The 4,022-nt window shown below is 57.0% G+C and carries 7 protein-coding genes; 5 read left to right on the top strand and 2 right to left on the bottom strand.

What is annotated here, in order from left to right:
* The 4 genes from HF921_RS11725 to HF921_RS11710 all read left to right on the top strand — a co-directional run.
* The coding region (locus tag HF921_RS11725) for a nitroreductase family protein (RefSeq protein WP_215893862.1) at positions 1-898 on the top strand (898 nt) is incomplete at its 5' end.
* Positions 895-1,677, top strand: a complete 783-nt coding sequence (locus tag HF921_RS11720) for an ankyrin repeat domain-containing protein (RefSeq protein ID WP_215893861.1) — start codon at positions 895-897, stop codon at positions 1,675-1,677. The genes HF921_RS11725 and HF921_RS11720, both read left to right, overlap by 4 nt.
* 68 nt (positions 1,678-1,745) lie before the next feature.
* Entirely contained in the window at positions 1,746-1,976 is a 231-nt protein-coding gene (locus HF921_RS11715; protein ID WP_215880208.1) for an FmdB family zinc ribbon protein, read from the top strand.
* A 59-nt stretch (positions 1,977-2,035) separates the two neighbouring features.
* On the top strand, positions 2,036-2,269 hold the full coding sequence (locus HF921_RS11710) for a hypothetical protein (RefSeq protein ID WP_215850641.1): 234 nt from the start codon (positions 2,036-2,038) through the stop codon (positions 2,267-2,269).
* A gap of 20 nt (positions 2,270-2,289) precedes the next feature.
* Here the strand turns inward: HF921_RS11710 and HF921_RS13460 are convergent, their stop codons facing one another.
* Together HF921_RS13460 and HF921_RS11705 are read right to left on the bottom strand one after the other, a co-directional pair.
* Complete coding sequence (locus HF921_RS13460) at positions 2,290-2,418, bottom strand: Rieske (2Fe-2S) protein (protein ID WP_264317745.1); 129 nt, start codon at positions 2,416-2,418, stop codon at positions 2,290-2,292.
* 42 nt (positions 2,419-2,460) lie between these two features.
* A complete protein-coding gene (locus HF921_RS11705) occupies positions 2,461-2,799 on the bottom strand; it encodes a hypothetical protein (RefSeq protein ID WP_226817806.1) in 339 nt (112 codons plus the stop codon).
* Between the two features lie 185 nt (positions 2,800-2,984).
* On the opposite strand from HF921_RS11705, the gene HF921_RS11700 reads away from it, so the two are divergent.
* A partial coding sequence (locus HF921_RS11700) for a flavin monoamine oxidase family protein (RefSeq protein ID WP_215893860.1) occupies positions 2,985-4,022 on the top strand: 1,038 nt, incomplete at its 3' end.

Raw genomic sequence — 4,022 nt, 5'->3', positions numbered from 1 at the left:
CCCCGCCGATACAATGTCCTCCGCCGTCGGTAGCCCCGCTGCGTTGCCGGGGCAATGGCGGGGTCAGGCCAACCGCCTGGACCCAAACCCCCTGTATCAATGGCCGGTCATCGCCGAAACGACAATCGCCAGCAGGATGCCGGTACTCGCTCCCGACCCGCTTCCGCCCGATCCCTGGCCAGCACGCAAAAAATCGGGGCAGACCGCCGCCAGCGTCCTGATCCGCCGTCGGCGCAGCGCCCAGCGCTTCGACCCGAAGATGGTCATGGCGGCTGACGATTTCTTTGCGCTCCTGGATGCGTTGCTGTCCCGTTCCGCCCTGCCCTGGGATGTCTGGCCCTTTACCCCGCGCATCCATCCGATACTTTTCGTGCATCGCGTTAGTGGTCTGAGCAGTGGCCTCTATGCCCTGCCCCGCACAACAAAGGGTGAAACAGTGCTACGCACGGCCCTTAATCCGGATTTCTCATGGGAATCAGTGGCTACCGCGCCCATCCATCTGCCCCTGCGGCGACTCTATAGCGGGGACGTGCGCAGTATCGCTCGGACCCTGTCCTGTCATCAGGCCATTGCCGCCGATAGCTGCTTTGCCGTGGCCTTTCTGGCGGAGTATGCCGACCCCCTGAAAAGCGGCGCCTGGCGTTATCGTTTGCTCTACCAGGAAGCCGGGCTGCTGGGCCAGATATTGTATCTGGAAGCCGAATCCCTGGGTCTGAACGGCACCGGCATCGGCTGTTTTTTTGATGATGCCGTGCATGACATATTGGGGATCCAGGATGACAGCCTGCAATCCCTCTACCACTTCACCGTGGGTCATGCCCTGACGGATACGCGAATCAGCACCCTCCCGCCCTATGCCCACCGGGAACTGAACACTCACATCGGAGAAAATTCATGAATACCCGCTCCTTTCAGCGTATAGATGTGCATAAGGCCCGCGAACTCCTGTACAGGCAGGACACCGTGTTACTGGATTGCCGCCATCCCAGCGACTTCCGGGCCGGACATATTGCCGGAGCTTCTCTCCTGGGCGATTACAACGCCGATGATTATGTGCTGAACATAGCCAAACATCGTCCGGTGCTGATCTATTGCTATCATGGCAATGCCAGCCGGATGCGTGCCCAACTCTTTGCCGATTTTGGTTTTGCGGAGGTATACAGTCTGGATGGTGGTTACGAAGCCTGGCGTCAGGTGCATACGCCCGCAAATCGGCAGATCTCCGAGGCTCTGCAATGCTGGCTGACGGCGCAGGGGTTTCCCGCCGCAGACATCCACGCGCGGACCAGTGACGGCGTGACGCCCTTGATGCGCGCTGCCGGTGAAGGCGATCCTGAACTGGTGGCTGAACTGCTCGCCGCTGGTGCCGACCCGCACCAGCGCAACAACGATGGCAATCAGGCCCTCTGGTTCACTTGTGTCAGTGAGAATCTGGACACCCTGGACCTGCTGATCGCGGTTGGCGCCCACCTCAACCACCAGAATGACAATGGCGCCACTTGCCTGATGTACGCCGCATCCGCTGGCAAGACGGCGGTAGTGGAACGTTTGCTGGCATTCGGTGCGGACCGGAGTCTCCTTTCGCTCGATGATTTCACCGCGCTGGACATGGTCGCCAATCTGGAATGTCTGAATTTGCTGCGCGAAACGCCGAGGCGGGTAAAGGTCGCCACCTGAACAGGCATTATTATTGCCTTACCGAGTAATAGATGCCGTTTTGGCCATAACCTGACAAGGGAACAAAAATGCCTATCTTCGATTACCATTGTTGCGATTGCGACGCCGACTTTGAATTACTGGTCATGAGATCAACCATCCCAAACTGCCCGCAATGTGGCAGTCAACACCTGGAAAAGCAGCTTTCGCGGGTGGCCGTACCTGGTCGCAGTGCTGGACTGATTGCGCGTGGTCGTGCGCAAGCGGCGAAAGAGGGGCACTTGAGCAATTTTTCGCCCGCCGAGCGCAAATCACGCTGACTCGGCAGGCATCGTTTCACCCCTACCGACTGTTGGAACAACACCAGCGAGGATTTATCATGAGTGGCTTTTTCATGGATTGGGATGGCAATTTACGCAGCGTTGAGGACCCGGGAGGCGGTTACGTTTGCGATGTCGACCTGCCGGCACGCTATGTCGCAGTAATGCAGGGCAGCATATTAGCCCATGAAGCGACCCTTTATAAAACCCTCGCCGATGTTGAAAAAGCCGGAATCAAAGCGGAAGTGGTTCCCGGCTCTCATCCCTGGGGAAGCAAGAGAGACGGGTTTTAGTTCAGAATTTGCCGATGGCTTTAGTGGGGTCCATTGGGTGCAAAATCACCGGTATCCACCAATACTTCGTTGTTTTCAATCTTCAGCGGAAACTCCCTGAGGGTGCAGGGCTGGCCCTTGATGCACGCGCCGGTTTCACTACCAAACATGGTGAAACTCCTTTTTAATCCAGAAAACTAAAAATAGATTGATTATGCTGATAGGGCATCCCTGTCATCCGCCGCCGCATTCCGCACCATCATGTAAAGATCAATATCCCGACTCATCCAGCCAATAGTGGCTTTGTGCCAGGCGGCATAATTGGCTTCCTCCCAGATGGCGCACAATAATGCTTCATCCCTGGTAATTTCCGCATCACCGTACTGCTTCTGATTGGCCACTTCGCAAGCCATTGGGTCAGCCTCATGCTGTGCGAAGACCTCCTCGGCCGCCTGTATGGCGAGGGCCATATCCTTTTCACTCACCAATCCCACATCCTGGCCTGCCAGGGTAATGACTATACGAATATTCATTGCTGAACGATTTGCCATAGTTTCAAATCCTTGGATGTCAGTAAGTACACATTATTGTCAGAAATCGAACAAATAAATGGGTAATATGGTTGCGTGAAAAATTCAGCAAAAAAGATGCCAAATTCATGGTATAACCCCATGCTCCGCATCCTGGTATAAGTATTGCTGGCTACGCGAATGAAGCAGCCAGGAGGATCGGAACCGTGCCAGATACAATCATTGTTGGTGGTGGCCTGTGCGGGCTTGCATTGGCCCAAAGCCTGCAGGAGCGCGGGCGGGATTTCATGCTCTATGAAGCGCGTGAGCGTATGGGCGGGCGTATATTTTCCGAATGTTGCCAGCGCAATAATCTGGCGGTGGATCTGGGGCCGACCTGGTTCTGGCCGGATACCCAACCGCGCGTCACCCGGCTGATCTCTGACCTCGGACTCGACACTTTTGCCCAACATGACCAGGGTGGCATCCTGCGTCTGAATACACCGGATGAAAAACCGGAAGTCATGGCGTTGACGGATATACACGGAGGGGCCCGGCGCGTGATAGGCGGGATGGGACGTCTCGTGACCGCCATGACCGCGCAACTCCCTGTGGACCGGTTGCACCTGGGCCATACGCTGCTATCCGTGGAAGAAGATGACGATTACGTTATTCTCAGTTTCCGCCACAACGAAAGGGTCGTGCAGGTCAATGCGCGTCATGTGGTTCTGGCTCTCCCTCCCCGTCTGCTGGAAGAACACGTCCTTTTCGATCCTCCCCTGAACGCGTCCCTGCGCGAGGCCATGCGCGCGACGCACACCTGGATGGCCGATCAAGCCAAGGTGGTCGTTGCTTACGATCAAGCGTTCTGGAGGGAATCGGGCCAGTCCGGGAACGCCTTCGTCACCCACGAACAGGTGGTACTCCCAGAAATTTTCGACGCCTGTGATGCCACCGGCGAGCAGGCCGCGCTCGGCGCCTTTTTTTCCCTCCCACCGGCATTGCGCGCCACCATTCCGCCCGCCACCATGGCCTTGCTGATCTCCAGCCAACTGGTACAGGTTTTTGATCCGCCCGCAGAAGACGGAGAACAACATGTCCATGACTGGGCTCAGGAAGCCTACACCTGTAGCACCCTTGACCGCACGCCTCCCGGTACGCATCCCGAATACGGCAATCCGAACCTGCGCCTGCCGCTGTGGGAAAACAAGCTGTTTTTCGGCGGCTCCGAAACGGCGGGCTATGGCGGCGGCTATCTGGAAGGC

Source organism: Acidithiobacillus ferriphilus (assembly GCF_018854775.1).
Lineage (GTDB): Bacteria > Pseudomonadota > Gammaproteobacteria > Acidithiobacillales > Acidithiobacillaceae > Acidithiobacillus > Acidithiobacillus ferriphilus.
This window is presented reverse-complemented; position numbering and strand designations above follow the sequence as displayed.

Excerpts from the sequence above, each read along its gene's own strand:
- HF921_RS11720 (WP_215893861.1), top strand. The coding sequence starts at position 895 with ATGAATACCCGCTCCTTTCAGCGTATAGATGTGCATAAGGCCCGCGAA.
- HF921_RS11715 (WP_215880208.1), top strand. The coding sequence starts at position 1,746 with ATGCCTATCTTCGATTACCATTGTTGCGATTGCGACGCCGACTTTGAA.
- HF921_RS11710 (WP_215850641.1), top strand. The coding sequence starts at position 2,036 with ATGAGTGGCTTTTTCATGGATTGGGATGGCAATTTACGCAGCGTTGAG.
- HF921_RS13460 (WP_264317745.1), bottom strand. The coding sequence starts at position 2,418 with ATGTTTGGTAGTGAAACCGGCGCGTGCATCAAGGGCCAGCCCTGCACC.
- HF921_RS11705 (WP_226817806.1), bottom strand. The coding sequence starts at position 2,799 with ATGGCAAATCGTTCAGCAATGAATATTCGTATAGTCATTACCCTGGCA.